The organism is Pseudocitrobacter sp. 2023LY-00077, assembly GCF_055796175.1.
Map to the genome: position 1 here is coordinate 468,991 of NZ_JBSPEI010000001.1, position 26,510 is coordinate 495,500.

At 54.7% G+C, this 26,510-nt stretch carries 23 protein-coding genes; 19 read left to right on the top strand and 4 right to left on the bottom strand.

All coding sequences use genetic code 11. The features are described 5' to 3' along the window. Window positions 1-72: 72 nt before the first annotated feature. The gene (gene alkA, locus ACWWFX_RS02135; RefSeq protein WP_473223088.1) at window positions 73-912 is read left to right on the top strand and encodes a DNA-3-methyladenine glycosylase 2; all 840 of its coding nucleotides are present in this window, start codon (window positions 73-75) and stop codon (window positions 910-912) included. Between the two features lie 4 nt (window positions 913-916). On the opposite strand, the gene ACWWFX_RS02140 is transcribed toward alkA, so the two are convergent. Then, entirely contained in the window at window positions 917-3,502 is a 2,586-nt protein-coding gene (locus tag ACWWFX_RS02140) for a diguanylate cyclase (protein WP_473223089.1), read from the bottom strand. A gap of 324 nt (window positions 3,503-3,826) precedes the next feature. Between ACWWFX_RS02140 and udk the strand changes: the two genes are divergently transcribed. From udk to asmA, 3 genes are all read left to right on the top strand, one after another. Next, complete coding sequence (gene udk, locus ACWWFX_RS02145) at window positions 3,827-4,468, top strand: uridine kinase (RefSeq protein WP_015963820.1); 642 nt, start codon at window positions 3,827-3,829, stop codon at window positions 4,466-4,468. 79 nt (window positions 4,469-4,547) lie between these two features. After that, window positions 4,548-5,129: a dCTP deaminase gene (gene dcd / locus ACWWFX_RS02150; RefSeq protein WP_276220476.1), complete on the top strand. Its 582-nt coding sequence runs from the start codon at window positions 4,548-4,550 to the stop codon at window positions 5,127-5,129. Between the two features lie 26 nt (window positions 5,130-5,155). Beyond that, complete coding sequence (gene asmA / locus ACWWFX_RS02155; protein ID WP_473223090.1) at window positions 5,156-7,003, top strand: outer membrane assembly protein AsmA; 1,848 nt, start codon at window positions 5,156-5,158, stop codon at window positions 7,001-7,003. A gap of 121 nt (window positions 7,004-7,124) precedes the next feature. On the opposite strand, the gene cbpM is transcribed toward asmA, so the two are convergent. The 3 genes from cbpM to ACWWFX_RS02170 all read right to left on the bottom strand — a co-directional run bounded on the left by cbpM (window position 7,125) and on the right by ACWWFX_RS02170 (window position 10,084). Then, window positions 7,125-7,418 (bottom strand): chaperone modulator CbpM, encoded by a 294-nt coding sequence (gene cbpM / locus ACWWFX_RS02160; protein WP_276220474.1) that lies wholly within the window; start codon window positions 7,416-7,418, stop codon window positions 7,125-7,127. Then, complete coding sequence (gene cbpA / locus ACWWFX_RS02165) at window positions 7,418-8,335, bottom strand: curved DNA-binding protein (protein WP_276220473.1); 918 nt, start codon at window positions 8,333-8,335, stop codon at window positions 7,418-7,420. The genes cbpM and cbpA overlap by 1 nt, the downstream gene beginning before the upstream one ends. 162 nt (window positions 8,336-8,497) lie before the next feature. Further along, a complete protein-coding gene (locus tag ACWWFX_RS02170; protein ID WP_473223091.1) occupies window positions 8,498-10,084 on the bottom strand; it encodes a TerC family protein in 1,587 nt (528 codons plus the stop codon). Between the two features lie 673 nt (window positions 10,085-10,757). Here ACWWFX_RS02170 and ACWWFX_RS02175 point away from each other — a divergent pair. The 15 genes from ACWWFX_RS02175 (at window position 10,758) to cpsG (ending at window position 26,449) form a co-directional block, all read left to right on the top strand. Then, window positions 10,758-11,891 (top strand): polysaccharide export protein, encoded by a 1,134-nt coding sequence (locus tag ACWWFX_RS02175; protein WP_276220471.1) that lies wholly within the window; start codon window positions 10,758-10,760, stop codon window positions 11,889-11,891. Between the two features lie 6 nt (window positions 11,892-11,897). Beyond that, window positions 11,898-12,341: a low molecular weight protein-tyrosine-phosphatase Wzb gene (gene wzb, locus ACWWFX_RS02180; protein ID WP_473223092.1), complete on the top strand. Its 444-nt coding sequence runs from the start codon at window positions 11,898-11,900 to the stop codon at window positions 12,339-12,341. Window positions 12,342-12,343: 2 nt separating this feature from the next. After that, entirely contained in the window at window positions 12,344-14,506 is a 2,163-nt protein-coding gene (gene wzc / locus ACWWFX_RS02185) for a tyrosine-protein kinase Wzc (protein WP_473223093.1), read from the top strand. Window positions 14,507-14,641: 135 nt separating this feature from the next. After that, the gene (gene wcaA / locus ACWWFX_RS02190) at window positions 14,642-15,484 is read left to right on the top strand and encodes a colanic acid biosynthesis glycosyltransferase WcaA (protein WP_473223094.1); all 843 of its coding nucleotides are present in this window, start codon (window positions 14,642-14,644) and stop codon (window positions 15,482-15,484) included. Window positions 15,485-15,486: 2 nt separating this feature from the next. Continuing rightward, window positions 15,487-15,975: a colanic acid biosynthesis acetyltransferase WcaB gene (gene wcaB / locus ACWWFX_RS02195; protein ID WP_456145946.1), complete on the top strand. Its 489-nt coding sequence runs from the start codon at window positions 15,487-15,489 to the stop codon at window positions 15,973-15,975. Continuing rightward, window positions 15,972-17,189: a colanic acid biosynthesis glycosyltransferase WcaC gene (gene wcaC, locus ACWWFX_RS02200; RefSeq protein WP_473223095.1), complete on the top strand. Its 1,218-nt coding sequence runs from the start codon at window positions 15,972-15,974 to the stop codon at window positions 17,187-17,189. Before wcaB ends, wcaC begins: the two co-directional genes overlap by 4 nt. After that, on the top strand, window positions 17,164-18,387 hold the full coding sequence (gene wcaD, locus ACWWFX_RS02205; RefSeq protein WP_473223096.1) for a colanic acid polymerase WcaD: 1,224 nt from the start codon (window positions 17,164-17,166) through the stop codon (window positions 18,385-18,387). Before wcaC ends, wcaD begins: the two co-directional genes overlap by 26 nt. A gap of 13 nt (window positions 18,388-18,400) precedes the next feature. Further along, window positions 18,401-19,147: a colanic acid biosynthesis glycosyltransferase WcaE gene (wcaE, locus tag ACWWFX_RS02210; protein WP_473223097.1), complete on the top strand. Its 747-nt coding sequence runs from the start codon at window positions 18,401-18,403 to the stop codon at window positions 19,145-19,147. Between the two features lie 15 nt (window positions 19,148-19,162). After that, window positions 19,163-19,711, top strand: a complete 549-nt coding sequence (wcaF, locus tag ACWWFX_RS02215; RefSeq protein WP_473223098.1) for a colanic acid biosynthesis acetyltransferase WcaF — start codon at window positions 19,163-19,165, stop codon at window positions 19,709-19,711. Window positions 19,712-19,738: 27 nt separating this feature from the next. Next, the gene (gene gmd / locus ACWWFX_RS02220; protein ID WP_015963835.1) at window positions 19,739-20,860 is read left to right on the top strand and encodes a GDP-mannose 4,6-dehydratase; all 1,122 of its coding nucleotides are present in this window, start codon (window positions 19,739-19,741) and stop codon (window positions 20,858-20,860) included. 2 nt (window positions 20,861-20,862) lie between these two features. Beyond that, window positions 20,863-21,828 carry a GDP-L-fucose synthase gene (gene fcl / locus ACWWFX_RS02225; protein WP_473223099.1) on the top strand — a complete coding sequence of 322 codons (966 nt, stop codon included), beginning with the start codon at window positions 20,863-20,865 and terminating at the stop codon, window positions 21,826-21,828. A 3-nt stretch (window positions 21,829-21,831) separates the two neighbouring features. After that, on the top strand, window positions 21,832-22,311 hold the full coding sequence (locus ACWWFX_RS02230) for a GDP-mannose mannosyl hydrolase (RefSeq protein WP_473223100.1): 480 nt from the start codon (window positions 21,832-21,834) through the stop codon (window positions 22,309-22,311). Next, entirely contained in the window at window positions 22,308-23,531 is a 1,224-nt protein-coding gene (wcaI, locus tag ACWWFX_RS02235) for a colanic acid biosynthesis fucosyltransferase WcaI (RefSeq protein WP_473223101.1), read from the top strand. Before ACWWFX_RS02230 ends, wcaI begins: the two co-directional genes overlap by 4 nt. Window positions 23,532-23,534: 3 nt before the next feature. Continuing rightward, window positions 23,535-24,971 (top strand): mannose-1-phosphate guanyltransferase, encoded by a 1,437-nt coding sequence (gene cpsB / locus ACWWFX_RS02240; RefSeq protein WP_473223102.1) that lies wholly within the window; start codon window positions 23,535-23,537, stop codon window positions 24,969-24,971. 107 nt (window positions 24,972-25,078) lie between these two features. Beyond that, window positions 25,079-26,449, top strand: coding sequence for a colanic acid biosynthesis phosphomannomutase CpsG (gene cpsG / locus ACWWFX_RS02245; RefSeq protein WP_473223103.1), 1,371 nt, complete (start codon window positions 25,079-25,081; stop codon window positions 26,447-26,449). Window positions 26,450-26,510 lie beyond the last annotated feature (61 nt).

The window sequence follows — 26,510 nt, forward strand, 5'->3', positions numbered from 1 at the left end:
AAGTCGGAATATGAAAGCAAGGAACAAAAGCCGGTTTGCCGCTATGCTGTAGGCGCAAATCAGGGAGAAATTATGTTCGAATTATCGTGGCAGGCACCTTACGACTGGCCGTGGATGTGGGGGTTTTTACAGGCGCGTGCGGTGGCAGGCATTGAGCGTTTTGAGGCGGGTCGCTACACGCGCAGTTTTGAATACGACGGGCATCTCGGCGTCATCACCATGATGCCGGATGAAACGCGGCAGGTGCTGTGCGTCACGCTTTCGGAGGGCTTATTGCCGGTAGCGAATCATTGCCTGACGCGAATTTCTCACTTGCTGGATCTTAAATGTGCGCCTCAGATAATTAATGACACGCTTGGCACGCTGGCGAGCGCGCGACCAGGGTTGCGCTTACCGGGCGCGATGGATGCGTTCGAGCAGGGCGTCAGGGCGATACTTGGCCAACTGGTCAGCGTAGCGATGGCGGCAAAATTAACCGGCAAAGTGGTCGCCGCGTTGGGGGAGCCCTTGCCCGATTTTCCCGGCTTTTACCTTTTCCCACGTCCGGAACAGTTGATGAATGCCGATCCGCAGCAGCTTAAAGCGCTGGGCATGCCGCTCAAGCGGGCAGAATCGCTTATCTATCTGGCAAGCGCTGCGTTATCCGGCGAGCTGCCGCTCAACCCGCCTGAGGATATTGAGCAGGGAATGAAAACACTGCAAAGCTTCCCCGGGATTGGTCGCTGGACGGCAAACTATTTCGCCCTGCGCGGCTGGCAGGCCAGCGATGTATTTTTGCCGGATGATTATTTGATCAAGCAGCGTTTCCCCGGCATGACGCCCGCGCAGATCCGCCGCTATGCCGAGCGCTGGCACCCCTGGCGCTCTTATGCCTTGCTGCATATCTGGTATACGGAAGGCTGGGCCCCGTAAAGGGTTACTCTTTTTGTGAGAAGCGGTTATGGACGCGCGGCATGGCGTCCGGGTGCGCACCGTAGATTGTCACGCGCCCGCGGCCATTGTTTTTCGAGGCATAGCACGCGATGTCGGCCTGCGAAAGCAGGTCGGTTAGATTGGTGTTATGCCGGTCGATGAAGGTGATCCCCGCGCTGGCGCCAATGTGGTGCCCGCGGCCTTCCCAGGTAAAGTGGTAGTTATTCACGCCTTCGACAATGCGCTGCGCAATATCATGCGCGTCCTCTTCTTTACACTCCGGCAGCAGCAGGCCGAACTCATCGCCGCCAAGGCGGGCAAGAATATCGCCTTTGCGTAACAGGCTGAGCATCAGCGCTGAAATCTCGCGTAGCAGGGCATCGCCGGCGGCATGACCGGCATTATCGTTCACAGACTTAAAGCGGTCGAGGTCAATAAACACCAGCGCATGACGCTCCTGCGCGTTATCAATGTTGAGCAGATGCCGCTTAAGGTGGCTTTCAAAACTAGCCCGGTTCGCCAGATGGGTCAGCACATCATGTGACGCGCTGTAACTGAGCTGACGCAGCATCTCGCGTGATTCGGTGACATCCTGAATCACCAGCACTGAACCGATGTTTTCGCCATTCAGGGTACTCAGGGGGGTAATGCTGTACTGAATATCGAAGCTACCGCCGTGTCGGCTATGCAGGACTAAATCGTCGTCAATGTCGCTGCGGTAGAGGTCGCCCGTATGGAAATTCCCCATCAATGGACCATGATCGCCGACGCTGATATGCAGAACAGAAAGCAGCGGTTTGTTTAGCGCTTCCTGCTGAGTCCAGCCGCTCATTTTCTCCGCCACCGGGTTCATAAAGTTGATATTCATGTTGATATCGGTACACACGACGGCTTCGCCGATGGAGTCGAGCGTGATATGTAACCGCTCTTTCTCCTGGAACAGCGCTTCGTTCAGCTCTTTCACTTCGGTCATATCAATATTAATGCCGAGCAGGCGTTCCACTTCGCCCTGTTTATTCAGCACGCGATTCGCCAGCGAACGAATATGACGAACTTTACCCTTCAGCTTAACGCGAAACTCCAGCATCAGCGGCGCGCTGGATTTGAGCGAGTTCAACACTTTGCGGGTTGCGTTTTCGCGATCTTCTTCAACCAGGCAGGATTCCCAAACCTGCCAGGTGGGCTTCACATGTGAAGGGACGCCGTAGAGCTCAAACATCCGTTTATCCCAGCTGATTTTGTTCGGCTTGAGATCCCATTCCCAGATACCCACGCCGCCCGCTTCATTGGCAAGCGTAATGCGTTCCATCAGTCGCTGATTGATCTGCTCAGTTTTTTTCAGTTCGTTAATGTCTTCAATCTGGGCAATAAAGTACAGCGGCGTGCTGTCCGGGTTACGCACTAACGATACGGCGAGCAGCGCCCAGACCACTTCGCCCTGACGGGTGTAATAGCGCTTCTCCATGGTGTAGGTGTTGATGTCACCCCGTACCAGACTGTCGCGCTGGTGCAGGTCAGAATTTAAATCTTCCGGCAGAGTCAGTTCCTGAAACGTCATCTCGCGCAGCTCTTCCGGGCTGTATCCCAGGAAATGGCACAGGGATTTATTCACCTGTAGCCACTGGCCTTCGGTTCCCACCAGCGCCATACCAATGGCCGAATGTTCCATCGCATTGCGGAAACGTTCTTCGCTTTCAACGATATGCTTGCTTTCGGCGCGAAAGGCGTACATCACCATGGTCATGACGTTCGCCGGAAGCAGAATCATCACAAACGGCATCCACGACGCATTGGTAACGGTATAGACGACGGAAACGTGCTGCGAGAGCGTGGAGTCCGACATAATCAGCGACACCAGCATCACCGTGCACAGAAAAACCATAAACGCTTCCATACGCGGTAAGCGCACGGCGCTCCACATCAGTAATACGATGATGCAGGTATAAGGCCATGGCATATAAATCATCGACAGCGCGCTCAGCGCGAGGGTCACGGCCAGCGTTAGCAGCGTTTCCAGCAGCAGGCGCGGGTTGCGGTGACGCAGCAGGTAATGCGGCTTAAACAGCAGCCCTAATGGCACCAGCGCCAGCGCGCCAATGGCTTCGGAAAGCGTCCAGACAATAAACGATTGCAGCGGGTTATCGCTCGGCACCAGCAGATAGACCAACAATCCGCCGACCAGCGGCGGGATCAGCGCGCTGCCGATGGCGAGGCGGATCCAGTCATGCAGATTTTGCAGCGGGTTATAGCGCGGTAACAGCTTACGCAGCAGCAGGCCGCCCACGGCGGCTTCCGCGATGTTAATACCGGAGTAAATCAGGTTTAGCTCGTGCAGCGGGAAGAGCACCAGCGAGGCCGCCACATTACCCAGCGTACAGGCAATGGCAATGGCGGGCCATAATCTGCGGCTGTGGCGATAAAACGCCACCATCATGACCGACGTTGGGAACCAGAGCGGTGCCAGAAGCGTGCCAAGTTGCGTCAGCTCAAGCGAAAAAAGGGTGAAAATAAACGTCACCAGCCCCAGACTGGCCAGACGAAGCACAGGGTGAGAGGGAACAACGAATACTGGCCGGGATACTTTATTCATTACCATTTTCGCGAAGAGTGCCGTTGGGCGGGTTTCAGATTTATCTGATAGTGGATGACGCCATGCTAGTACAAAGCATTAATAATTTATACGGTGGTAGCACATAAATTGATAGCACCGAGACAGGGCTTGCGCAACCTGACGGAACGGAAAACGCACGCTTTCACCCCGACTGCGCGCGCGGCAGAGGAACTTTTCGCTGTCGGCCCGCGCAATCCCGTGCATTCGACTGGTATCGCGGGCGCGAAATCCCTATAATTGCCGCGTTTGACGCTCTGGCGTCGTCCTTCCTTATCATCCAGGTTAATCAGGTCGCAAAAATTTATGACTGATAAGTCTCATCAGTGCGTCATCATAGGCATCGCCGGCGCATCGGCTTCGGGTAAAAGTCTTATCGCCAGCACGCTGTATCGCGAATTGCGTGAACAGGTTGGTGATGAACATATTGGCGTTATTCCCGAAGACAGCTACTACAAAGACCAAAGTCATTTGTCGATGGAAGAGCGTGTTAAGACCAACTATGACCATCCGAACGCGATGGATCACAGCCTTTTATTGCAGCATCTGCAAATGCTCAAACGCGGCGAACCTATCGAATTACCGGTCTACAGCTATGTAGAACATACCCGCACCGCCGAGACGGTTCACGTCGAACCCAAAAAAGTCATTATTCTTGAAGGTATTCTGCTGCTGACGGAAGCGCGTCTGCGTGAAGAGATGAGCTTCTCTATTTTCGTCGATACGCCGCTGGATATCTGCCTGATGCGCCGCATTAAGCGCGACGTTAACGAGCGTGGCCGTTCAATGGACTCGGTGATGGCGCAGTATCAGAAAACCGTTCGCCCGATGTTCCTGCAGTTTATCGATCCCTCCAAACAGTATGCCGATATCATCGTGCCGCGTGGCGGGAAAAACCGCATTGCAATTGATATTCTGAAAGCGAAAATTAGTCAGTTTTTTGAATAACTCACGCGAATTGTGTAACGTGCAGTAATCGCCCCCGCGCATCTCATCATGGGGGCTGGTTGTACCAAAGGAGAATGGCATGCGTCTGTGTGACCGAGATATAGAGGCCTGGCTGGATGACGGCCGACTGGCGATTAACCCGCGTCCCCCCGTTGAGCGTATTAATGGCGCGACGGTTGATGTGCGCCTGGGCAATAAATTTCGTACCTTCAGCGGTCATACTGCCGCCTATATTGATTTAAGTGGCCCGAAAGCGGAAGTGAGCGCGGCGCTCGATCGCGTGATGAGCGAAGAGATTGTTCTCGCGGAAGGTGATGCGTTTTATTTACATCCGGGTGAACTGGCGCTGGCGGTGACGCTGGAATCTGTCACGCTGCCTGCGGATTTAGTTGGCTGGCTTGACGGGCGTTCCTCCCTTGCGCGTCTTGGCCTGATGGTTCACGTGACCGCGCACCGTATCGATCCGGGCTGGTCCGGTTGTATCGTTCTTGAATTCTATAACTCCGGTAAATTGCCGCTGGCGCTGCGCCCGGGGATGCTGATTGGTGCGCTGAGCTTCGAGCCGCTTTCCGGCCCGGCTGCACGCCCCTACAACCGTCGTGAAGATGCGAAGTACCGTGACCAGCAGGGCGCGGTCGCCAGTCGTATCGATAAAGACTGAGTTGAAGCTGGTCTGGTGAGGATGCAATGAGACGTATTTTAACGACGCTGATGATTCTGCTGGTGGTGCTCATCGCCGGCCTCTCGGCGTTAGTTCTTTTGGTCAACCCGAACGACTTCCGCAGCTATATGGTGCGGCAGGTCGAAGCACGCAGCGGCTATCAGCTTCAGCTGGATGGCCCGCTGCGTTGGCACGTCTGGCCGCAGCTCAGCATTCTGTCCGGCAGAATGCGTCTCACCGCGCCGGGAGCAACGGAGCCGCTGGTTCGCGCCGATAACATGCGTCTGGACGTGGCGCTGTTGCCGCTGCTTTCGCATCAGTTGCAGGTCAAGCAGGTGATGCTCAAGGGCGGGGTGATTCAGTTAACGCCGCAAAGTGAAGCCGCGCCGGCTGAACATGCCCCCGTTGTACCGAAAGAAAATACCTTACCGCTGGTGCCGGAAGATCGCGGCTGGTCTTTTGATATTTCTCGCCTCAAAGTGGCCGATAGCGTGCTGGTGTTCCAGCATGCCGATGATGAACAGGTTACGGTGCGCGATATTCGTCTGGAGATGGAGCAGGACGAACATCATCTGGCAACGCTCGATTTTTCTGGCCGCATCAATCGCGATCAGCGCGATTTAGCGCTGGCGCTGACCGCGCGCATTGAAGCTGGCGATTATCCGCATCGTCTGGACGCGCAGCTCTCGCAAATCACCTGGCAACTTCAGGGGGCCGATCTGCCTTCGCAGGGCATCAGCGGCGCCGGTAGTGTGAACGCGCGCTGGCAGGAAGAGCAGAAAACGCTGAGCTTCAGCGACATCAACTTTACGGCGAACGACAGCTCACTGCGCGGCTCTGGCAGCGTGGTATTGAGCGACCATCCGCTTTGGACGCTCGATCTGCAGTCTGACAAGCTCAATCTCGATAATCTGTTAACTCGTAGCGCGGCCATGACCGACGCCAACGGTGGCCAGCAGGCTCAGAGCACGCCAAAACAGGCTCGCCCGGTCATTGCCGACAGCGACAGCGTTCCGCAATACAGCGGCCTGAAAAGCTTTGATGGCGCTATTTCGCTGGTAGCAAAACAGGTGACCTGGCGCGGGATGAACTTCACCAATGTGGCACATCAGGCGACCAACAAGCGTGGTCTGCTGGATATTACCCAGCTTGAAGGCACGCTGGACGGCGGAAAACTCTCTCTGCCTGGCCAACTGGATGCCCGGGAATTAACGCCAGCGGCGGAATTCCACCCGCAGCTTGAAAACGTCCAGATCGGCAGCTTGCTGAAAGCCTTTAATTATCCTATCGAACTGACCGGGCGCTTAACGCTGGACGGCGAGTTTGCCGGTACGGCGATTGACGCGGAGAGCTTCCGTCGCAACTGGGAAGGGAAGGCAGATATCTCTCTGAAAGACGTGCGTGCGGAGGGGCTGAACTTCCAGCAACTGGTACAGCAGGCGGTTGAGCGCAGCACGGATGTCAAAGCGCAGGAAAGCTACGACAGCGCCACGCGTCTTGATAACCTGACGACGGTGTTCAGCCTGGATCGTGGCAAACTGACCCTGAGCGATATGCAGGGCGAATCGCCGCTGCTGGCGGTTGATGGCAAGGGTGCGCTGGATCTGGTCAAAGAAGAGGGCGACATGCAGTTTAACGTCCGCGTAGTTGACGGCTGGCAGGGACAAAGCTCGCTGATTCAGATCCTTAAAGAGACCGCCATTCCGCTGCGTGTTTACGGCAAGTGGCAGGCACTTAATTACAGCCTTCAGGTGGATCAAGCGCTGCGTAAGCATCTGCAAAGCGAAGCACGCCGACGTCTGAGCGACTGGGCGGATAAGAATAAAGATCGCCAGTCAGGGAAGGATGTGAAGCAGTTTTTAGAGAGTCATTAAGACACGTCCCCCTCACCCCGCCCTCTCCCACAGGGAGAGGGAGAAAACCCGCGCAGAACATGTAGATTAGCACACTCTGTCCCCTCTCCCTGTGGGAGAGGGTTAGGGCGAGGAGGGCGTTCTACCACCGCTCCAGCCTTTGCCTCAGCAGTGCATTTTCCCGCGCCAGTCGCGCATTCTCATCCAGCAGCGTCAACGCCACGGCGATCCCCGGCCAGTCCAGTTCCAGCTCATGACGCAGCCGTACGGCGCGATGTACCACCACCGCCGCATGATCATCAAACAACCACTCCTGCGTTTGCGAGACGTTCGGTTCAATCATCCCCAGCCCGACAATTTCATCCAGCTCTTCAGACGACACCCCCGTGCGCAGACAAAACTCAGTGACGGTTAAGGTTACGGTAACGGTAGTCATTATGCTTTCCCCCAGGTTTTACGCGGGTCGAAGCTGGCCTGACTCTCGGCCAGTTGTTGCCACAGCGCGCTCGTTTTCTCATCCGGTTTCGGCGGCATCACGATTTTAATCACCGCAAACAGGTCGCCGGTGACGGTTTTACTCACCAGGCCTTTGCCCTTAATACGCAGCCGTTGTCCGGCCTGACTGCCCGGTGGAATGGTCAGCAGAATGCTCTCTTTCAGCGTTGGCACTTCGACTTTGGTACCCAGCGCAGCTTCCCATGGCGCTAGCGGGAGTACGATCTCCAGATTGTGGCCGACGATATCAAACAGCGGGTGCGGTGCGATGTGAATAATCATCCACAGGTCGCCGTTTGGCCCGCCATTTTCGCCCGGCGTGCCCTGGCCTTTGAGGCGAATACGTTGCCCGTCGCTGACCCCCGCAGGGATTTTCACATTCAGCGTTTTCGGCAGTTCCTGCTCAACCATGCCGAAGACGTTATACACCGGCACCTTATAGCTGATGGTACGCTGCTGCTCGGCCAGCGTCTCTTCGAGGAACACCGCTACTTCAATTTCCAGGTCCTGGCCGCGCGAGGCGCGCTGGCGGCGGGCGTGATGCGCCTGCTGACCAAACATCGAAGAGAAGATATCGTCAAAATCCTGCTGGTTGTAGCTCTGCTCGTGGCCCTGCTGCTGGCGGCCAAACTGCGGATCGTTACGATGCGCCCAGAGCTCGTCATATTCGGCGCGCTTCTGCTCGTCTTTCAACACTTCCCAGGCTTCGGCGAGATCTTTAAAGCGGGCTTCGGCATCGTTTTCTTTGCTGACATCGGGGTGGTATTTGCGCGCCAGGCGGCGGTAGGCGGTCTTGATAGTCTTCAGATCGTCCGTTGGTTTAACCCCCAGAATCGCATAATAATCCTTTAATTCCATAATGTTATCTCATTAATGAATGCGGTGGTCATGGCCCACCTGAAAAAGGGCTCGTGTATAAGCGTAGGGCAAATGTGCGCGGTGGGGCAGAAGAAATGTGTGGGAAAATTGATAGAAGACAAGAAGAGTAAAGGGCTGATTAATAATCAGCCCTTATGTACTTTACACCTCGTAGTTCAGTTCATCCTCTTCCTGCGGCGGTGGGATGATCTGTACCTTTTGCACACGGTGGCTTTCGACCTGCAACGTTTTCAGCGTGAAGGGGCCAATTTGCACCTTTTCACCCGCTTTTGGTACGCGTTGCAAATGTTCCATCAGCAGCCCGGCGATGGTGTGATACTCACGTTTGTCATCCAGCGGCAGCGGAATGTACTGCACCAAATCTTCCAGCGGCATATGACCGTTCGCCGTCCAGGTTCCATCCGGGTTGCGCTGGATATCGTGGCGGGCGTCAATCTCTTCCACTTCGTTTGGCAGATTCCCGGCGATGGTTTCCATGACGTCACTGAGCGTCACAATGCCTTCCACCGAACCAAATTCATCGACCACAAACGCGAAGTGGGTGCGGGCGCTACGGAACTGTTCCAGTGCGGAGAGCAGCGGCAGCGTTTCCGGGAACACCAGCGGCTGGCGGATGAGCGCACGCAGGTCCAGCGGCTCATTGCGTAGCGACTGTTGCAGCAGGTCAATTACGTGTACCACGCCTAACAGCTCTTCTTCATCATCGCCGCCGGTGATAACCAGACGCGTGTGCTGGTTTTTCTCCAGCAGCGCGCGGATTTCGCTTTCCGGGGCGCTGAGGTCGATATGCTCGATATCGTGGCGCGAGGTCATAATACTGCTGACGGTTCGTTGGTTGAGGTTGAGCACGCGCTCAATCATCATCCGTTCCTGTGGCTCGAAGATAGGATCGTCCCGGTGGTCGGCAATCATGGATGCGCTATCGGCATCCAGCTCGGCGTCCTCTTTTCGCCCGCTCAGCAGGCGCATCACCGTTTCGGTCGTGCGCTGACGCATCGTCAGGTTTGCCGTCAGGAAGCGACGGCGGTTGAAGATGGCCAGCTGATTCAGCGATTCGATCATCACCGAGAAACCAATCGCCGCGTACAGATAGCCTTTCGGAATGGCGAAGCCAAAACCTTCTGCGACCAGGCTGAAACCAATCATCAGCAGGAAGCTGAGACAGAGAATAACGATAGTCGGGTGGCTGTTCACGAAGCGGGTGAGGGCTTTACTGGCGAGCAGCATCAGGCTGATGGCAATAATCACCGCCGCCATCATGACCGCCAGATGATCCACCATCCCGACCGCCGTAATGACCGAGTCGAGCGAGAAGACCGCGTCCAGCACCACAATCTGCGCGACGACGCCCCAGAAACGCGCACCGCGCCGCTGGGTGGGATTATCGCTGTCTTTACCTTCCAGCCGTTCGTTGAGTTCGACGGTGGCTTTAAAGAGAAGGAAGAGGCCGCCGAACAGCATAATGAGGTCACGCGCGCTGAAGCTTAAATCGCGGAACACAAAAAGCGGTTTGGTGAGCGTAACCAGCCAGGAAATCGAGGCCAGCAGCACCAGACGCATCAGCATTGCCAGAATCAGGCCGGTGACGCGTGCGCGGTCGCGCTGCGCCGGAGGCAGTTTTTCTGCCAGGATGGCGATAAACACCAGGTTATCAATCCCGAGAACGAGCTCGATGACGACAAGCGTGATAAGACCCGCCCAGATTGAGGGATCGGCAATCCATTCCATACGTTGTTTAATACCTTAAGTCATATGACATTTGTCACACTTCGATCATGGATAAAGCCGGAGCAAATTGCAATGTTTCCCTGAGATTTGTCCGACTAAAATTGCGTAACGGGGAGTAATAAAACCTTATTGTTACTCCAGTTTATTATAACAATAACCAATATCAGCTGAGAATAGTGTTCCGGCGGTGCGGATAATTACTTTATGTCAATATAAATAAAATCCTAAAAAATCGTTTTTGTGGCGCTTAATATTATTCTTAAAAACTATTTTTAAGCCGTCGTTACCTTGCCTGCTGTTTGCATTGCTGTAACAATTCTTCCGGCATTGAATGATAAAGGGCATGGGAACGTATCCGCTAGATATTTATTAGCCGAAAAGTTTTATGCCAGGAATAATCTTTATTCATTGCCGAAAATGTAGACTTATTTCTAACATTCTGAATTTTAGGTGATTTGGTAGCTTAAAGCCAAGGGCGGTAGCGTGCCTGAAGGCGAGATAATCAGCCTCGATTATTCTGTCAATAGCCTGCGGATGAATACGATCTTTTTTAGGATATATGCCATTTATATTCACGCACGATTAAATGCATTCTGAATGCTCAGGTAATGGAGATGTTCGGGTTTATTTAATTCGCACAGGATAATTTCTCTGCCAAAGTGATAAATAATCAATGATGAAATCCAAACTAAAATTGATGCCATTATTGGTGTCGGTAACCTTTATGAGTGGTTGCACCGTCCTTCCCGGCAGCAATATGTCTACCTACGGAAAAGATGTCATTAAGCAGCAAGACGCTGACTTTGATATCGACCAGATGGTGAATGTTTATCCGCTGACCCCGCGACTGATTGAACAATTGCGCCCGCGACCGAATGTCGCGCAACCGAACACATCGCTGGATCAGGAGTTAAGCAATTACCAGTATCGCGTGGGGCCGGGCGACGTACTGAACGTCACCGTCTGGGATCACCCGGAACTCACCACTCCGGCAGGCCAGTACCGCAGCTCCAGCGACACCGGGAACTGGGTGCAGCCTGACGGCACGATTTTCTACCCCTACATTGGCAAGGTGGACGTGAAGGGCAAAACGCTCTCGGAGATTCGCCAGATTGTCAGCCAGCGCCTGGCCGCTTACATCACCGACCCGCAGGTTGATGTCAATGTTGCCGCTTTCCGCTCACAGAAAACCTATGTCTCGGGTCAGGTGAATAAGTCCGGCCAGCAGGCTATCACCAACGTACCGCTGACAATCCTCGATGCGATTAATGCCGCCGGCGGTCTGACGGATGTCGCCGACTGGCGCAACGTGGTGCTGACGCATAACGGGCGTGAAGAGCGGATCTCGATTCAGGCGTTGATGCAAAACGGCGATCTGAAGCAGAACCGACTGCTGTATCCAGGCGACATTTTGTTTGTGCCACGCAACGACGATCTGAAAGTGTTCGTGATGGGCGAAGTGAAGAAACAGAGCACCCTCAAAATGGACTTCAGCGGCATGACGCTCACCGAAGCGCTGGGCCAGGCGGAAGGGTTGGATCTCACCTCCTCGAACGCCAGCGGCATCTTCGTGATCCGTCCGACCAAAGAGGGCAACAACGGCAAGATGGCGAACGTTTATCAGCTGGATATGTCCGATGCCACCTCTCTGGTGATGGCGACCAACTTCGTGCTGCAACCGTATGACGTCGTGTACGTGACGACCGCGCCGGTGACGCGCTGGAACCGTCTGATCAACCAATTGTTGCCGACCATCAGTGGCGTTCGCTACATGACGGACACGGCGAAAGACATTCACACCTGGTAAGCGGCCATGTTTAACAAAATTCTGGTGGTATGTGTGGGGAACATTTGCCGTTCCCCAACGGGGGAGCGTCTGCTGAAAAACCATTTGCCGTCGATCACCATTGCGTCCGCAGGTTTGGGCGCGCTGGTGGGGAAGGGGGCAGATGCCAGCGCGGTGAGCGTGGCAGCAGACCATCAGCTCTCTCTTGACGGGCATTGCGCCCGCCAAATTTCCGGCGCGATGTGCCGGGAGTATGACCTGATTCTGGCAATGGAACGCCGCCACATCTCGAAACTGCATGACATCGCGCCGGAAATGCGCGGCAAGGTGATGCTGTTTGGGCACTGGGATGATGAACGCGACATTCCCGATCCCTATCGCAAAAGCCGCGAAGCCTTTGAAGCGGTATATCAGTTACTCGACCGGTCTGCTCAACAGTGGGCGCAGGCACTGAAAGCTCAGCAGGGATAACAATGACAGAAAAAGTAAAACAGATAGCCCCGCAGGCCACGGGCAGTGATGAAATTGATATTGGTCGCCTGGTGGGCACGGTCATCGAAGCAAAATGGTGGGTGCTCGGTATTACCGGCGTGTTTACGCTGGTGGGTATCATCTACACCCTTTTTGCGACGCCGATTTACAGCGCCGATGCGCTGGTGCGCATTGAACAAAATCAGGGCAGCGCGCTGGTGCAGGATATCAGCAGCGCCCTGAGCAATAAGCCGCCGGCATCTGACGCGGAGATCAGAATGATCACCTCGCGTCTGGTGCTGGGCAAAACCGTCGACGACCTTGACCTCGATATTTCGGTTGAGAAAAACACCTTCCCGTTGATTGGCGCAGGGTGGGATCGCCTGATGGGGCGCAAAAACGAAACGGTCAAAGTCACCACCTTTAATCGCCCGCAGTCGATGGCGGAAAGCACCTTTACGCTGGAAGTGCTGAGCCCGACACGCTATCAGCTGAGCAATGATGACGGGTTCAGCGCTCAGGGAGAAGTAGGCAAACCGCTGGAGAAAGGCGGCGTGTCGCTGTTGGTGACGGCGATCGCCGCCCATGAAGGCGCGTCGTTTACCCTGACGCGATTCTCCACCCTCGGCATGATTAACTCGCTGCAAAACAGCCTGAGCGTCACGGAAGACGGTAAAGATTCTGGTGTGCTGACCCTGAGTATTACCGGGGAAGATAAAGAGCAGATCCGCAAGATCCTCGACAGCATTGCGCGCAACTACCTCGAACAAAACGTGGCGCGCAAATCAGAAGAAGCGGCGAAAAGCCTCGCCTTCCTCGATAAACAGCTGCCGGTAGTGCGCCACAATCTGGACGTTGCGGAAAACAATCTCAACGCCTATCGCCAGCAGAAGGACTCCGTCGACCTGCCGCTGGAAGCAAAATCCGTGCTCGACTCGATGGTCAACATTGACGCGCAGCTTAATGAACTGACCTTCAAAGAAGCGGAAATCTCCAAGCTGTACACCCGCATTCACCCGGCCTATCGGACGTTGCTGGAAAAACGTCGGGCGCTGGAAGAAGAGAAAGCGCGCCTGTCAAAACGGGTGACCGCGATGCCAAAAACGCAGCAGGAAATTGTGCGTTTAACGCGTGATGTGGAATCCGGCCAGCAGGTGTACATGCAACTGCTGAATAAGCAGCAGGAGCTGAAAATCACCGAAGCCAGCACCGTGGGCGATGTGCGCATCGTCGACCCGGCAATTGCTCAGCCGGGCGTGGTGAAGCCGAAGAAAGCGCTGATTATTCTCGGCAGTCTGATCCTCGGTCTGATGCTCTCTATCGTTGGCGTGCTGCTTCGCTCGCTGTTTAACCGCGGTATCGAAAGCCCGCAGGTGCTGGAAGAGCACGGCATTAATGTTTACGCCAGCATTCCGCTGTCCGAGTGGCAGAAAGCGCGTGACAGCGTGAAAACGGTGAAAGGCGTGAAGCGCTATAAACAGAGCCAACTGCTGGCGGTCGGTAACCCAACGGATCTGGCGATTGAAGCGGTGCGTAGCCTGCGTACCAGCCTGCACTTTGCGATGATGCAGGCAGGTAACAAGGTGCTGATGATGACCGGTGTGAGCCCGTCAATCGGTAAAACCTTTGTCTGCGCCAACCTCGCGGCGGTGATAAGCCAGACCGGCAAGCGCGTGCTGATGATCGACTGTGATATGCGTAAAGGCTATACCCACGAACTGCTGGGAACCAGCAACGATAACGGTCTGTCGGAAGTGCTGGTGGGGAAAGCAGATATTGCGTCCTGCGCGAAACGCACCTCGATTAACAACTTCGATCTGGTACCGCGCGGTCAGGTACCGCCGAATCCGTCGGAGCTGCTGATGAGCGAGCGATTCAGCGAACTGATGAGCTGGGCCAGCGCTAACTATGACCTGATCCTTATCGATACGCCGCCAATCCTGGCCGTCACCGATGCGGCGATTGTCGGCCGCCACGCGGGCACCACGCTGATGGTAGCGCGCTACGCAGTAAATACCCTGAAAGAAGTGGAAACCAGCCTCAGCCGCTTCGAGCAAAACGGCATCGACGCGAAAGGGGTGATCCTGAACTCCATCTTCCGTCGCGCGACGGGCTATCAGGATTACGGCTACTACGAATACGAATATAAATCTGATTCTAAATAAGGTGTGTTTGCCCTCACCCTAACCCTCTCCCACAGGGAGAGGGGATCGTACGGTGCTGGTTTTCTCCCTCTCCCTGAGGGAGAGGGCCGGGGTGAGGGGGAAAATGCCATGACTTTGCTTCTCCGGGGGATCCTCATGACCACAGAAAATCCATTGATCTCTATCTATATGCCGACCTGGAATCGCCAGCAGTTGGCAATCCGCGCCATCAAATCGGTGCTGCGCCAGGATTACCCGAACTGGGAGATGATCATCGTCGATGATTGCTCCGAATCATACGAACAGCTTCAGCAGTTTGTCACCGACCTGAATGACCCGCGCGTGTGCTACATCCATAACGATATTAATTCCGGCGCGTGCGCGGTGCGTAATCAGGCGATTAGGCAGGCCAAAGGCCAGTTTATTACCGGTATTGATGATGACGACGAATGGACGCCAAACCGTTTATCGGTGTTTCTCGAACAAAAGCACCAGCTGGTTACCCACGCCTTTCTTTATGCCAACGACTATCTTTGCCAGGGCGAGGTCTACTCACAGCCGGCGAGCCTGCCGCTGTACCCGAAATCACCGTTTTCCCGCAAGTTGTTCTATAAACGCAACATTGTCGGCAACCAGGTGTTTAGTTCGGCGTGGCGTTTCAAAGAGTGCTTGTTCGATACGCAACTGAAAGCGGCGCAGGATTACGACATCTTCCTGCGTATGGTGGTGGCCTACGGCGAACCGTGGAAAATCGAAGAAGCCACGCAAATCCTGCACATCAACCATGGCGAGATGCAAATCACCAATTCGCCGAAAAAGTTTTCCGGCTACTTCCACTTTTACCGCAAGCACAAAGACAAATTTGACCGGGCGAGTAAGAAGTACCAGCTCTTCACCCTGTATCAGATCCGCAATAAACGCATGAACTGGCGCACGTTGCTAACGCTGTTTTCGGTGCGTAACGGCAAACGCCTCGCTGACGGATTGCGGGGGAAATAATCATGCTGGAAGATTTACGCGCCAATAGCTGGAGCCTGCGCCCGTGCTGCATGGTGATGGCGTATCGCATCGCCCATTTTTGCTCCGTGTGGCGCAAGAAAAATGTGCTCAACAATCTGTGGGCTGCGCCCGTTTTAGTGCTGTATCGCGTGGTGACAGAATGCCTGTTTGGCTACGAGATTCAGGCCGCTGCGACGATTGGTCGTCGTTTCACCATTCACCACGGTTATGCCGTAGTCATCAATAAAAACGTGGTGGCGGGGGATGATTTTACCATTCGCCACGGCGTCACTATCGGTAATCGCGGCCCGAACAGCCTGGCGTGTCCTGTTCTCGGCAACGGCGTTGAACTCGGGGCTAACGTGGTGATTATCGGCGATATCACCATTGGCAATCAGGTCACCATCGGCGCAGGCAGCGTCGTGCTGGATAACATCCCCGACCATGCGCTGGTGGTGGGTGAGAAAGCGCGGGTGAAGGTACTGAAATGAATATTATGCAATTTAACGTCCGCCTGGCTGAAGGCGGCGCGGCAGGCGTGGCGCTGGATCTCCATCAGCGCGCGCTACAGCTGGGAATGAACTCGCAGTTTATCTACGGCTATGGCAAAGGCGGCAAAAAAAGCGAAAGCCATGACCGCTACCCGAATGTGATTAAACATACGGCGCGTGCCACCTCGATAGCCAATCTGGCGCTGTTTCGTCTGTTTAACCGCGATCTGTTCGGTAATCTGAACGGGCTGTATCGCACGGTGACGCGCACTACCGGCCCGGTGGTGTTGCATTTTCATGTGCTGCACAGCTACTGGCTGAATCTGGCAGAGGTGGTGAAATTCTGCCAGCGTGTAAAAGCGCATAAACCCGACGTCACCTTCGTCTGGACGTTGCACGATCACTGGAGTGTTACCGGTCGCTGCGCGTTTCTCGACGGCTGTGAAGGCTGGCAGCGCGGCTGCGCGCAGTGCCCGACCCTCAGTAACTACCCGCCGGTGAAGGTCGATCGCGCCCATCAGCAGGTTGACGAAAAACGTGCGCTGTTTCGCCAGATGCTGGCGCTGGGCTGTAACTTTATTTCTCCCAGCCATCACGTGGCCGATGCCTTTAACAGCCTTTACGGCGCGGGTCGCTGTCTGGTGATTAACAACGGCATCGATGTGGCGACAGAAACCATTCTGGCCGATCTCCAGCCGAAGGTGACAAACGCGCAGCGTCCGAAAATCGCCGTGGTGGCGCATGACCTGCGTTACGACGGGAAAACCAATCAGCAACTGGTGCAGGCGCTGATTGCCCTCGGCGATAACGTGGAAGTACATACCTTCGGTAAATTCTCACCCTTCAGCGCGGATAACGTGGTGAATCACGGTTTCCTCACCGATAAACGTCAGTTGATGAGCAAACTCAACGGGATGGATGCGCTGCTGTTCAGCTCACGCGTGGATAACTATCCACTGATCCTGTGCGAGGCGCTGTCGATTGGCGTGCCGGTGATTGCGACCCACAGCGATGCCGCGCAGGAAGTGTTGAGCAAATCGGGCGGGCGCACGGTCGATGACAGAGACGTTCTGCGTCTCGCGCAGTTACCGAAAGCGGAAATCGCGCAGGCTATTTTCGGTACCACGCTGGCGCAGTTCAGCGCCCGCAGCCGTCAGGCCTACAGTGGTCAACAGATGCTGGAGGAGTATGTCTCGTTCTATCAGAATCTGTAGCTATCTGCTGCTACCGTTAATCTACCTGCTGGTTAACGTCAAAATCGCCCAGCTCGGCGAGAGCTTTCCGATAACCATCGTTACCTTTTTGCCGCTGCTGCTTTTACTCTACGTTGACCTGATTAACCTGAAAAAGCTGATGATTGCGCTCGGCGCAGGGGGCGGGCTGACGCTGTTTAACTATCTGTTCGGCCAGTCTTTGGATGCCAGCAAGTACGTCACCTCGACGATGCTGTTTGTCTACATTGTGATTATTGTCGGCATGGTGTGGAGTATTCGCTTTAAGGTTATCTCGCCGCATAACCACCGCAAAATTTTACGTGGCTTTTATATGGTGATTGGCGTCATCGTCATGCTGGCGGCCATCGAGATGCTGCAAATTATTGTCTCCGGTGGCAGTAGCCTGATGGAGACAATTTCGAAATATCTTATATACAGTAACAGCTATGTTCTGAATTTTATCAAGTTCGGCGGTAAGCGTACCACCGCACTTTATTTCGAACCGGCATTCTTCGCTCTGGCGTTAATCTCAATTTGGCTCTGTATCAAACAGTTCGGTATCAAAACCCCTAAAGCAGATGCTATGATTCTGGCAGGGATTATTCTTTCAGGATCATTTTCCGGGGTAATGACGTTTATCCTGTTTTATTTACTGGAGTGGGCTTTCCAGTATCTGAACAAAGACGCCATTAAGAAAAAACTGCCGTTAGCGATTATCTCACTGGCCGTATTTTTGATTGGTTTAGTGTTTGCCTTTCCGTATATATCTGAGCGCCTGGGTGATTTGGGGACGGAGGGTTCGTCATCCTATTACCGTATTATTGGCCCATTGGTGATGGTCGGTTACTCGCTGACCCATATTGATGGCATTGTGCGTTTCGGTTCTCTTTACGAATATGTGGCATCATTCGGAATCTTTAACGGTGCGGACGTCGGAAAAACAATAGACAATGGTTTGTATCTGCTCATTATTTATTTTTCGTGGTTCGCAGTGATATTGACGGCATGGTACATGATTAATGTCGGAAAGATGACAATTAACGCTTTTGGGAATAATCGCAATTTCCGCGTGCAGTTGTTCCTTTTTACGCCAATATCGCTGTTTTTTACCGGTTCAATATTTAGCCCGGAATATGCATTTTTAATTGTCTGTCCATTTATTTTGCGTAAAGCACTCAATATGGCAGACAACGGATAAGGTGGAAAAAACAATGCTGCTGAGTGTCATTACCGTCGCGTTTCGCAACCATGACGGCATCGTCAAAACCTGGCGTTCACTGGCGCATCTGGCGAACGATCCGAGCATTCAGTTTGAGTGGATTGTGGTGGACGGCGGGTCGGCCGACGGCACGGCGGAGTTTTTGGAAAAACGTAATGGACAGTACAACTTACGTTATGTCAGCGAGCCGGATAACGGCCTGTACGATGCGATGAATAAAGGCATCACGATGGCGAAAGGTAAGTTTGCCCTGTTCCTGAACTCCGGCGATGTGTTTCACCAGGATGTCTCACAATTTGTCCGTCAGCTGCGTAATAAAAAAGATGATGCAATGTATCTGGGTGACGCGATGCTCGATTTTGGCGATGGCACACAGTTAACCCGTCGGGCAAAAAGCGGCTGGTATATTTATCATAGCCTGCCCGCCAGCCATCAGGCTATCTTCTTCCCTGGCGTGGGGTTGAAACAAAATCCGTATGATATGCAATATCGCGTTTCATCTGATTACGCGCTGGCCGCCAAAATGTATAAAGCAGGCTATGCCTTTAAACGCATTAAAGGGCTGGTGTCTGAATTTTCAATGGGGGGCGTGTCAACCACCAATAATTTACAGTTGTGTCAGGATGCGAAAAATGTTCAGCGTGAAATATTACGCATGCCAAAGCTTCTGACAGAATTGTCTTATTTATTACGTCTGCGCACCACCGGCAAAACAAAAGCCTTATATAACAAATCCTGAATATAAGGAAAAACTATGCAAGATTTATCGGGATTTACCGTTCCGCAGGGTTTTCGCGGTGCGGGTGGGCTGAAAGTGCAATTATGGTGGGCGGTGCAATCAACACTTTTTGCCTGGTCACCGCAAATACTCTACCGCTGGCGTGCATTTTTGTTACGTCTGTTTGGCGCGAAAATAGGAAAAAACGTAGTAATTCGTCCGTCAGTGAAAATTACCTATCCGTGGAAATTGACCCTCGGTGATTATGCCTGGGTGGGTGATGACGCCGTGTTATATACGTTGGGCGATATTACCATCGGCGCAAATTCGGTGGTGTCACAGAAGTGTTATTTATGTACCGGAAGTCATGACTTCCAGAGTCAACATTTTGATATTACCGCCACACCGATTGTGATTGGCGAGAAATGCTGGCTGGCAACGGATGTGTTCGTCGCCCCCGGCATTGAAATAGGCGACGGCACCGTCGTTGGTGCGCGAAGCAGCGTTTTTAAATCGCTTCCGGCAAACGTGATTTGCCGTGGCAACCCCGCAGTGGTGATACGCGAACGCGTTGAAACTGATTAATTTCTGATAAGTACAGAGGATAAAAACATGTCAAAAGTCGCTCTCATCACCGGCGTAACCGGTCAGGATGGTTCTTACCTGGCAGAGCTTCTGCTGGAAAAAGGCTACGAAGTGCATGGCATTAAGCGCCGCGCTTCCTCTTTTAACACGGAACGCGTTGACCACATTTACCAGGATCCGCACACCAGCAACCCGAAATTCCACCTGCATTACGGCGACCTGACCGACAGCTCCAACCTGACCCGTATCCTGCAGGAAGTACAGCCGGATGAAGTGTACAACCTGGGCGCGATGAGCCACGTGGCCGTTTCGTTTGAATCCCCGGAATACACCGCCGACGTAGATGCCATGGGCACCTTACGTCTGCTGGAAGCCATTCGTTTCCTCGGTCTTGAAAAGAAAACCCGTTTCTATCAGGCGTCCACCTCCGAGCTGTACGGCCTGGTGCAGGAAATTCCACAGAAAGAGACCACGCCGTTCTATCCGCGTTCTCCGTATGCAGTGGCGAAACTGTATGCGTACTGGATCACCGTCAACTACCGCGAATCCTACGGCATGTATGCCTGCAACGGCATTCTGTTCAACCATGAATCCCCGCGCCGTGGCGAAACCTTCGTGACCCGCAAAATCACCCGCGCGATTGCCAATATCGCTCAGGGCCTGGAGTCCTGCCTGTACCTCGGCAACATGGATTCCCTGCGTGACTGGGGCCACGCAAAGGACTACGTGAAAATGCAGTGGATGATGCTGCAACAGGACAAACCGGAAGATTTCGTGATCGCCACTGGCGTGCAGTACTCGGTGCGTCAGTTCGTCGAAATGGCCGCAGCACAGCTGGGTATCAAACTGCGCTTTGAAGGCACCGGCGTGGAAGAGAAGGGCATTGTGGTTTCTGTTACCGGCCATGATGCGCCAGGCGTGAAACCGGGCGATATCATCATTGCCGTTGACCCGCGCTATTTCCGCCCTGCGGAAGTGGAAACCCTGCTGGGCGACCCGACCAAAGCGCATGAAGTACTGGGCTGGAAACCGGAAACCACTCTTCAGGAAATGGTTTCAGAAATGGTGGCCAAAGATCTCGAAGCGGCGAAGAAACACTCTCTGCTGAAATCCCACGGCTACGATGTGGCGATCGCGCTGGAGTCCTGAGAATGACCAGACAACGTATTTTTGTGGCGGGCCACCGGGGAATGGTTGGTTCAGCCATTGTCCGCCAGCTTGAGCAGCGAGAAAACGTGGATCTGATTCTGCGTACTCGCGATGAGCTCAACCTGCTCGACAGCCAGGCCGTGAATGAATTCTTCGCCACCGAACAGATTGACCAGGTCTATCTGGCGGCGGCAAAAGTGGGCGGTATTGTGGCGAACAATACCTATCCCGCCGATTTCATCTACGAAAACATGATGATTGAAAGCAACATCATTCACGCCGCACATGTGCATAACGTGAATAAGCTGCTGTTCCTTGGCTCATCCTGCATCTATCCGAAGCTGGCGAAGCAGCCGATGGCCGAAAGTGAGCTGCTGCAGGGCACGCTGGAAGAGACCAACGAGCCATACGCCATCGCCAAAATTGCCGGGATCAAGCTGTGCGAATCTTATAACCGTCAGCACGGCCGCGACTATCGCTCGGTGATGCCAACGAACTTGTACGGGCCGAACGATAACTTCCACCCGAGCAATTCGCACGTCATTCCCGCGCTGCTGCGCCGCTTCCATGAAGCCGCCCAGCAGAATGCATCTGATGTGGTGGTGTGGGGCAGCGGCACGCCGATGCGCGAGTTCCTCCACGTGGACGACATGGCGGCTGCCAGCATCCACGTGATGGAGCTGGATCGCGATGTGTGGCAGGAGAACACCCAGCCGATGCTGTCGCACATCAACGTTGGCACCGGCATCGACTGCACCATTCGCGAACTGGCGCAGACGCTGGCGAAAGTGGTGGGCTTCAGGGGGCGCGTGGTTTTCGATGCGTCGAAACCGGACGGCACGCCGCGCAAACTGCTCGACGTTTCTCGCCTGCATCAACTGGGCTGGTATCACGAAATCACACTGGAAGCAGGACTTGCCAGTACTTACCAGTGGTTTCTGCAAAACCAGCAGCGTTTTCGGGGGTAACCGATGTTTCTGAGCACGCAGGATTTTGCCACCGTAGTGCGTTCGACGCCGCTTATCTCAATCGATCTGATTGTGGAGAACGCACAGGGCGAATATCTGCTTGGCAAACGCACCAACCGCCCGGCGCAGGGGTTCTGGTTTGTTCCTGGCGGTCGCGTGCAGAAAGATGAAACGCTCGCCGACGCCTTCGCCCGCTTAACGCAGGCGGAGCTGGGCCTGAGCCTGCCGATATCGGCAGGCCAGTTCTACGGCGTCTGGCAGCATTTTTATGATGACAACTTCTCCGAAGCGGATTTCTCGACCCACTACATCGTGCTGGGCTTCCGCCTGCGCGTTGAAGCAAGCGACCTGACGCTCCCGGATGAGCAACATAACGATTACCGTTGGCTGACGGCATCGGCGTTGCTGGCAACGGACAATGTGCATGCCAACAGCCGCGCTTACTTTCTCGAAGGGAAGCGGGCCGAGGTACCAGGGTTATGAAAATACTGGTCTACGGCATTAACTATTCTCCGGAGCTGACCGGTATCGGCAAATACACCGGCGAAATGGTCGAGTGGATGGCAAGCCAGGGGCATGAAGTCCGGGTGATCACCGCGCCGCCGTACTACCCGCAGTGGCAGGTTGGCGAACACTACTCCGCCTGGCGCTATCGCCGGGAAGAGGGCGCCGCGACGGTCTGGCGTTGCCCGCTGTATGTGCCTAAACAGCCCTCCACGCTCAAGCGCCTGATTCATCTGGGCAGCTTTGCCGTCAGCAGCTTTTTCCCGCTGTTGGCCCAGCGTCGATGGAAGCCGGATCGCATCATTGGCGTGGTGCCTACGCTCTTTTGCACGCCGGGGATGCGTTTGCTGGCAAAACTCTCTGGCGCACGAACCTTACTGCATATTCAGGATTACGAAGTCGATGCGATGCTTGGCCTGGGGATGGCGGGTAAGGGTAAACCGGGCAAAGTGGCGAAGCTCGCCAGCGCCTTTGAGCGCAGCGGCCTGCATAACGTGGATAACGTCTCGACTATCTCGCGCTCAATGATGAACAAAGCCTGCGAGAAAGGCGTACCGGAAGAGAAGGTGATTTTCTTCCCGAACTGGTCGGAAGTGGATCGCTTCCGTGAGGTAAACGGCACCCACGTTGCGGTGCTACGCGAGCAGCTTGGCCTGCCAGCCGACCGCAAACTGATTCTTTACTCCGGCAATATCGGCGAGAAGCAGGGGCTGGAAAGTGTGATTGAAGCCGCTGCCTTGCTGCGTGACAAACCGTGGCTGTTTGTGATTGTCGGCCAGGGCGGCGGGAAAGCGCGGCTGGAAAAACTGGCGCTGGAACGAGGTCTGGATAATGTCCGCTTCTTCCCGCTGCAATCTTACGACGCACTGCCTGCGCTGCTCTCGATGGCCGACTGCCATCTGGTGATTCAAAAACGCGGCGCGGCGGATGCGGTACTGCCGTCCAAACTGACCAATATTCTGGCGGTGGGCGGTAATGCGGTGATCACTGCTGAAGCCGAAACCGAGCTGGGGCAGTTGTGCCTCAATGAACCGGGGATCGCCGTTTGCGTCGTGCCGGAATCGGTTCCGGCGTTAATGAACGGTATCGAACAGGCACTATTGATGCCGAAACGCAACGCGCAGGCGCTGGCCTACGCGGAACGCACGCTCGAAAAAGAGAACGTGCTGAGCCAATTTATTGCTGATATTCGGGGTTAAACGATGAGTCAATCAACACTTTTTCCGGTAGTAATGGCCGGTGGCTCCGGCAGCCGTTTGTGGCCGCTGTCCCGAGTGCTTTATCCCAAACAGTTCCTGTGCCTGAAAGGCGAGCTGACCATGTTGCAGGCGACGATTAACCGCCTGCACGGCGTGGAGTGTGAAAGCCCGGTGGTTATCTGCAATGAGCAGCACCGTTTTATCGTGGCCGAGCAACTGCGCCAGATGAATAAGCTGACCGAGAATATCATTCTCGAACCTGTCGGGCGCAATACCGCCCCGGCGATTGCCCTGGCGGCGCTGGCGGCGGTACGTCGTGATACCGGCTGCGACCCGCTGATGCTGGTGCTGGCAGCCGACCACGTGATTCAGAATGAAGAAGCGTTCCGTGAAGCGGTGCGCAATGCGACGCCGTACGCAGAAAGCGGAAAGCTGGTCACGTTTGGTATCGTGCCCGATATGCCGGAAACCGGCTACGGATACATTCGTCGGGGTGATGTCAGCCCTGGCGAAAAAGACGCAGTGGCCTTTGATGTCGCCCAGTTTGTTGAAAAACCGAATCTTGATACCGCCCAGGCGTATGTCTCCAGCGGCGAATACTACTGGAACAGCGGCATGTTCCTGTTCCGTGCCGGGCGCTTCCTCGAAGAGTTGAAAAAATATCGTCCGGACATTCTCGACGCCTGCGAAAAAGCCATGAACGTCACCGACCCGGATCTGGATTTTATCCGCGTTGATGAAGCGGCGTTTGTCGCCTGCCCGGAAGAGTCTGTCGATTATGCGGTAATGGAACAGACCGCCGATGCGGTGGTGGTGCCGATGGACGCGGGCTGGAGCGACGTGGGTTCCTGGTCCTCACTGTGGGAAATCAGCAACCACACGCCGGAAGGCAACGTGCATCACGGTGATGTCATCAGCCACAAAACCGAAAACAGCTATGTGTACGCCGAATCCAGCCTGGTGACGACCGTCGGTGTAAAGGATTTGGTGGTGGTGCAAACCAAAGACGCGGTGCTGATCGCCGATCGCAGCGCGGTGCAGGACGTCAAAAAAGTCGTCGAGCAGATTAAAGCCGATGGTCGCCATGAGCATCATATTCACCGCGAAGTGTATCGCCCGTGGGGGAAATATGACTCGATTGATTCCGGCGAACGCTATCAGGTGAAACGGATCACCGTGAAACCGGGCGAGGGGCTTTCACTGCAAATGCATCACCACCGGGCAGAACACTGGATTGTGGTGGCGGGCACCGCCAAAGTCACCATCAACGATGAGATCAAGCTGCTGGGTGAAAATGAATCTATCTATATTCCGCTTGGCGCGACGCACAGCCTCGAAAACCCCGGCAAGATCCCGCTCGATTTAATTGAAGTCCGTTCCGGTTCGTATCTGGAAGAGGACGATGTGGTGCGCTTCGCGGACCGCTACGGGCGCGTGTAGCGCGTTTTGTTAGCCGGATAAGCGCAGCGCCATCCGGCAATTCACGACACTGAAAATAATGACCCTCACCGGTCAGGGCCAACTGTTGCCTGAAGAAAGGTAAAAACATGAAAACGTTAACCTGTTTTAAAGCCTATGACATTCGCGGCAAATTAGGCGAAGAGCTGAATGAAGATATTGCGTGGCGTATTGGCCGCGCCTATGGCGAGTTTCTGCAACCAAAAACCATTGTGCTGGGCGGCGATGTGCGTCTGACCAGCGAAGCGCTGAAGCTGGCGCTGGCACGCGGCCTGCGCGATGCGGGCGTCGATGTGCTCGATATTGGCCTTTCCGGCACAGAAGAGATCTACTTTGCGACCTTCCATCTTGGCATCGACGGCGGCATTGAAGTCACCGCCAGCCATAATCCGATGGATTACAACGGCATGAAACTGGTGCGCGAAGGCGCGCGCCCAATCAGCGGTGATACCGGGCTGCGCGATGTGCAGCGACTGGCGGAAGCCAACGACTTCCCGCCGGTGGATGAAAGTCAGCGCGGCAGCTATCAGAAAATTGATCTGCGCGACGCGTATATCGATCACCTGTTGCAGTACATCAACGTCAAAAACCTGACGCCGCTCAAGCTGGTGGTGAACTCCGGCAACGGCGCGGCAGGCCCGGTGATTGATGCGCTGGAAGCGCGCTTTAACGCGCTGAATGTGCCGGTGACGCTGATTAAAGTGCACAACACCCCGGACGGCAATTTCCCCAACGGTATTCCTAACCCGTTGTTACCTGAATGTCGCGATGACACTCGCAACGCGGTAATCGAACATGGCGCGGATATGGGTATCGCCTTTGACGGCGATTTCGACCGCTGCTTCCTGTTCGATGAGACCGGGCAGTTTATCGAAGGCTATTACATTGTCGGCCTACTGGCGGAAGCGTTCCTTGAGAAAAATCCGGGCGCCAAAATCATTCATGACCCGCGTCTGTCGTGGAACACGGTGGATGTGGTAACGGCGGCAGGCGGCACGCCGGTGATGTCGAAAACCGGGCACGCCTTTATCAAAGAACGCATGCGTAAAGACGACGCCATCTACGGCGGCGAAATGAGTGCCCATCACTACTTCCGTGATTTTGCTTACTGCGACAGCGGGATGATCCCGTGGCTGCTGGTCAGCGAACTGCTGTGCCTGAAAGGAAAAACGCTGGGCGAACTGGTGCGTGACCGCATGGCGGCTTTCCCGGCAAGTGGCGAGATCAACAGCAAACTGGCGGAGCCTGCTACGGCGATTGCCCGCGTGGAGCAGCATTTTGCTAATGAGGCGCTGGAAATTGACCGCACCGATGGCATCAGCCTGGCGTTTGCCGACTGGCGCTTTAACCTGCGTTCCTCGAACACCGAACCGGTGGTGCGTCTGAATGTGGAATCGCGCGGCGACACGCCGCTGATGCAGGCGCGAACGCAGGATATTCTGGCGCTGCTTAAGCAGTAGACCCTCACCCTAACCCTCTCCCTCAGGGAGAGGGAACCGATCGTGCCATGGGTTAAGTGTG